The 4,834-nt window shown below is 46.9% G+C and carries 3 protein-coding genes; 2 read left to right on the forward strand and 1 reads right to left on the reverse strand.

The window, feature by feature from the left end; genetic code table 11:
* On the forward strand, positions 1–1,777 hold a 1,777-nt coding region (locus PX481_RS22215; protein ID WP_288096074.1), incomplete at its 5' end, for a peptidase domain-containing ABC transporter.
* 201 nt (positions 1,778–1,978) lie between these two features.
* Positions 1,979–3,748 (forward strand): beta-barrel domain-containing protein, encoded by a 1,770-nt coding sequence (locus tag PX481_RS22220; RefSeq protein WP_002758704.1) that lies wholly within the window; start codon positions 1,979–1,981, stop codon positions 3,746–3,748.
* On the opposite strand, the gene hisA is transcribed toward PX481_RS22220, so the two are convergent.
* Positions 3,745–4,506, reverse strand: coding sequence for a 1-(5-phosphoribosyl)-5-[(5-phosphoribosylamino)methylideneamino]imidazole-4-carboxamide isomerase (gene hisA, locus PX481_RS22225; protein ID WP_002758705.1), 762 nt, complete (start codon positions 4,504–4,506; stop codon positions 3,745–3,747). The genes PX481_RS22220 and hisA overlap by 4 nt on opposite strands.
* Between the last annotated feature and the right edge of the window lie 328 nt (positions 4,507–4,834).

Below are 4,834 nucleotides of genomic sequence, written 5' to 3' on the forward strand. Positions count from 1 at the left end.
CGAAAAAGGGGAAGTAATTCTGCTCAAACCCACCAAACACACCCAGCAACAGCGTTTTGGCCTATCATGGTTTTGGCCTTCTGTCAAGAAACATAAACGAGTCTTAATAGAAGTTTTTATCGCTTCTTTCTTCGTGCAGTTATTTGCCCTGGCCAATCCCTTGATGATTCAGGTGATTATCGATAAAGTGATCGTGCAGAATAGCCCGGAAACTCTGAACACCCTCGGGGTTTTCCTCTTAGTAATTGCCGTTTTTGAGGGGATTTTAACCTTTTTGAGAACATCTCTTTTTGTCGATACCACTAACCGCATCGACATGACCCTCGGTTCAGAAATTATCGATCACCTGCTGCGCTTACCCCTGAAATACTTTGAACGGCGGCCAGTGGGGGAAATTTCGACAAGAATCAACGAATTAGAGAATATTCGGCAATTTTTAACAGGTACAGCCCTAACGGTGGTATTAGATGCCATTTTCTCGGTTATCTATATCGTGGTTATGTTGATCTATAGCCCGATCCTAACCTTTTGGGCCCTGGGAGTCGTGCCGATTTTAGTTCTCTCCACAGCTATTTTCGCACCGATCGTGCGGCGACAACTGCGAGCAAAAGCGGAACGAAACGCCGAAACCCAATCCTATCTAGTGGAGGTGATGACGGGAATCCAAACAGTAAAAGCACAGAATATCGAATTGCGTTCCCGTTGGCAGTGGCAAGAACGTTATGCGCGCTATGTGGCCGAAGGTTTTCAAACGGTCATGACCTCAACTTTGGCCGGTTCCTTTAGTCACTTCTTTAACCAATTATCGGGTTTATTAGTGCTGTGGGTGGGAGCAGCCCTAGTTTTAGACGGAAAACTCACCCTTGGTCAATTAATCGCCTTCCGGATTATCTCTTCCTACGTTACCTCGCCGATTCTGCGTTTGACCCAACTCTGGCAAAACTTCCAAGAAACCGGCTTATCCCTAGAAAGATTGGCCGATATCGTCGATACTCCCCAAGAAGCGGAACTCGATCGCCAAAATATCCCCATGCCCTTAATTAAAGGCACTGTCACCTACGAAAACCTCGCTTTCCGCTTCAATCCCCACGGACCCCTGCAACTATACAACGTCAATTTAGAATTCCCCGCCGGCACTTTTGTCGCTTTGGTGGGAGAAAGTGGCGCCGGGAAAAGTACCATCACTAAACTATTAGCCCGTCTCTACGAACCAGAATCGGGACGGATTCTCATCGATGGCTATGATATCAACAAAGTGGAACTCTATTCCCTGCGTCGTCAAATCGGCATGGTTCCCCAAGAAACCCTATTATTTGATGGTACGGTACAGGAAAATATCGCCCTGACTAACCCCGATGCGACTGTGGAGGAAATCGTCTCGGCAGCGAGAGCAGCCGCAGCCCACGAATTTATTATGACCCTGCCCAATGGCTATAATACCCGCGTCGGTGAACGGGGGGCATCCCTATCGGGGGGACAACGACAACGGGTTGCGATCGCTCGTTCCGTCCTGCAAAGACCGCAAATTCTCATTCTTGATGAGGCCACCAGCGCCCTCGACTATAATACCGAACGGCAAGTGTGTCTGAATCTCAAGGAAGCTTTCAAGGATCGTACGGTCTTTTTTATCACCCATCGTCTAGCTTCGATCAAATCCGCCGATATTATTGTCATGATGGATAAGGGGACAGTAGCGGAGGAAGGCACCCACGAGGAATTAATGGCCAGAAAAGGCCTTTACTATACTCTCTATAAACAACAGGATTCGCAAATCTAGTCAGTCAGGGAACAGGGATTAGGGGATAGGGAAATGGGGAAATGGGGAAATGGGGAAATGGGGAAGTTTCAACTAATACCCCAAAACCCCCCGCAACGCGCACGCAGTGACCACCCCACACCCCACACCCCACACCCTACACCCCACACCCTACACCCACGAAAAACTTTTTCAGCAAACCCTAAATATAGGAGAATCCCCATGAACGGTAATTCTAACAACGGTCAAAAGGGCAACGGCAACGCTAAAAGCGATGAACTCACCCAAGCGGGTAAAAACGTGGCCACTACCACGAAAAATAAAAGTATTAGCCCTTCTTTACCCACTTTTAGCCCACCGGAACAATCGGTGATCCTGAAACAATCACCCATTTGGTCGCGGACGATTATCTGGACATTAATGAGTGTCACCACTGCCGCTTTAATTTGGTCAGCGCTCGCCAAAATCGAGCAGGTGGTGGGCGCCCAAGGACAACTTAAACCCCAGGGGAAAGTGCAAGAAGTACAAGCACCGGTGAATGGGGTAGTACAGTTCGTGAAAGTGAAAGACGGCGATCGAGTTAACAAAGGTGATGTACTGGTTTTAATGGATTCCAGTGCCTCGCAAGTGCAGTTAGAATCCTTGAGAAAAATTCGCACCAGTGCTGAGAAGGAAAATCAATTCTATCGTCTCTTAATGGCGCAGGATCTGACACCAGCAGCAGTGGAAAGTTCGATCGCTCAATTAAAATTACCGAGTGAAATCGCCGATTTAGCCCGTAATCGTGCCGCTTTGGTGACAGAAAATCAACTTTATCAAGCACAGGTCAGTGAAGGTGCTTCTAGCTCTGCTTTACAAGGGGATGAATTAGCTCGTTTAGGGGCTGCTCGACGGGAGGCCAATTCTCGACAAGCGGCCGCTAGATTGGAAATGGAACAACTAGAAAAACAATTGGCCCAAACTAGGGTACAGTTGGCCGATGCCCGCTCGCAATTAATCAAAGATCGCTTAGTCTTAGAAGAAATTAAGACTCGTAATGCCAATTCGATGAAACAGGGCCAAGAAAGCTTGGATATCGAGCGTAATATTCTTAAGGATATTGAACCCTTGGGGGATGAAGGAGCGATCGCCCGTTATCAGATTAATAAACAAAAACAATCTGTAACTGATCGCCAGAATGAATTACAGCAGCAAGAGGCTAACGGCAAAATCGATCGAGAAAAACAAGAGAAAGAAGTACAAACCCGCATCGCCGAAATTTCCCGCCTGGAACAGGAAGAAAAGCGTTATTTCCTGTTGATCTCCCAAGCGCAAGAAAAGCTGATTAATACCACGGTAATCACGGAAAAAGATGTGCGCGATAAAATGGCGGACAATTACAAACGGATCGCTGAAATCGATAGTCAGATCAGTCGCATTATCATTGATAACAACAAGCGCATTGCCGAACTAGACAGTCAAATTAGTCAAGCACAACAGACGATTAAATATCAAAAAATTACCGCCCCCATCGATGGTGTGGTCTTTGATCTCAAGGCCCGGCCCGGGTTTGTTCCCCAACCAAGTCAAGCGGAAGCATTATTAAAACTTGTTCCCGATGGCTGTCCCACCGAGGTGAAAGATGCCGCTAAAGGTTGTTTAGTGGCAGAGGTGGACGTGACTAACCAAGACATCGGTTTTGTGCGCGTGGGACAAAAAGCCGATATTCGCATTGATTCCTTTTCCTACAGTGAATACGGCGATATTAAGGGAGAAGTAATCTCGATCGGTTCCGATGCTTTACCTCCCGACGAAAATCACCGTTTTTATCGGTTCCCCGTCCGGGTACGCTTGAACAGTCAAGAGTTAGTTTTGAAAAATCAATCCACTCTACCGCTGCAATCGGGGATGTCCGTGAGTGTCAACATCAAAGTCAATGAAAATCGCACCGTTTTGGGACTATTTACCGATATGTTCAATAAACAGGTGGATACTCTCAAACAAGTCCGTTAAACGAAAAAATTCGGGGGTACATCCTGCCAACGGCCCGATCCGATCGCGCTAATCGCTTCCGAGAGGTTAACTGCACCGGTATAAAGGGCGCGGCCCACGATTACTCCCGTTACTCCCAAAGGTTCCAAAGACAATAAACTCAGTAGGTCCGTCAGGGAACTAATGCCCCCAGAGGCGATTACGGGAATTTCGACAGATTCGGCTAATTCTCGCAAAGCGGCGAGATTCGGGCCAGAAAGTGTGCCATCTCGATGAATATCAGTGTAGATAATCGTGCTGGCTCCTCTTTTTGCCATATCTTGCCCAAGAGCGATCGCATCTACTGCGGAAGTTTCTAACCAACCCCTGGTGGCTACTTTGCCATCGCGAGCATCAATACCGACAATTATTTGCCCCGGAAAGCTTTGACAAAGTTCGCTGACTAATTCGGGCTTTTCTACGGCTACTGTCCCGACAATCGCCTTTTCTACCCCGATTTTTAGGAGATTACTCACCGTTTCTACATCCCGCAGTCCACCCCCCACCTGTACGGGAATGGCAATATCATTAAGAATTGTTTCAATAGTTGACAAATTAACCGATTTACCCTCTTTGGCTCCATCCAAATCAACTAAATGTAATCTGGTTGCCCCCTGATTGACCCATTCTCGCGCCACTATTGCGGGATTATCGTTAAAAACCTGCGATTGTTGGTAATCTCCCTGATAAAGTCGCACACATTTGCCATCGAGAATATCAATAGCGGGGATAACTTCCATGTTTTTCTCAATATCTAACTAAGGAGCGTTTTTCATTATATAGTACCAGCCGTCAGCCCTGAATCAGTGATCAGTGATCAGTGATCAGTTTTGAGTCTGACAGGGGAACAATCCCTCTCAAAGCATTGTCCACAAAGATTTTGAGGCTCTTCAGTTACAAACAGATACATCGTTAAACCTTGTTGGATAAGACTTTTAGACTTTTTTTCCCTCAAAAAGTGCCAGCCATTGCGGGGATCGGGGGGAAAATTCCTGGACTTTTTCCCTGAAAATTAGGTAGTTGACCACCTGAAAATCGATAAAACCCCACACCCCACACCCCACACCC

This window comes from Microcystis sp. M53603_WE2 (assembly GCF_030065435.1).

Bases quoted from the DNA above. Each gene is read 5' to 3' on its own strand.
- PX481_RS22220 (WP_002758704.1), top strand. From the start codon at position 1,979: ATGAACGGTAATTCTAACAACGGTCAAAAGGGCAACGGCAACGCTAAA.
- hisA (WP_002758705.1), bottom strand. From the start codon at position 4,506: ATGGAAGTTATCCCCGCTATTGATATTCTCGATGGCAAATGTGTGCGA.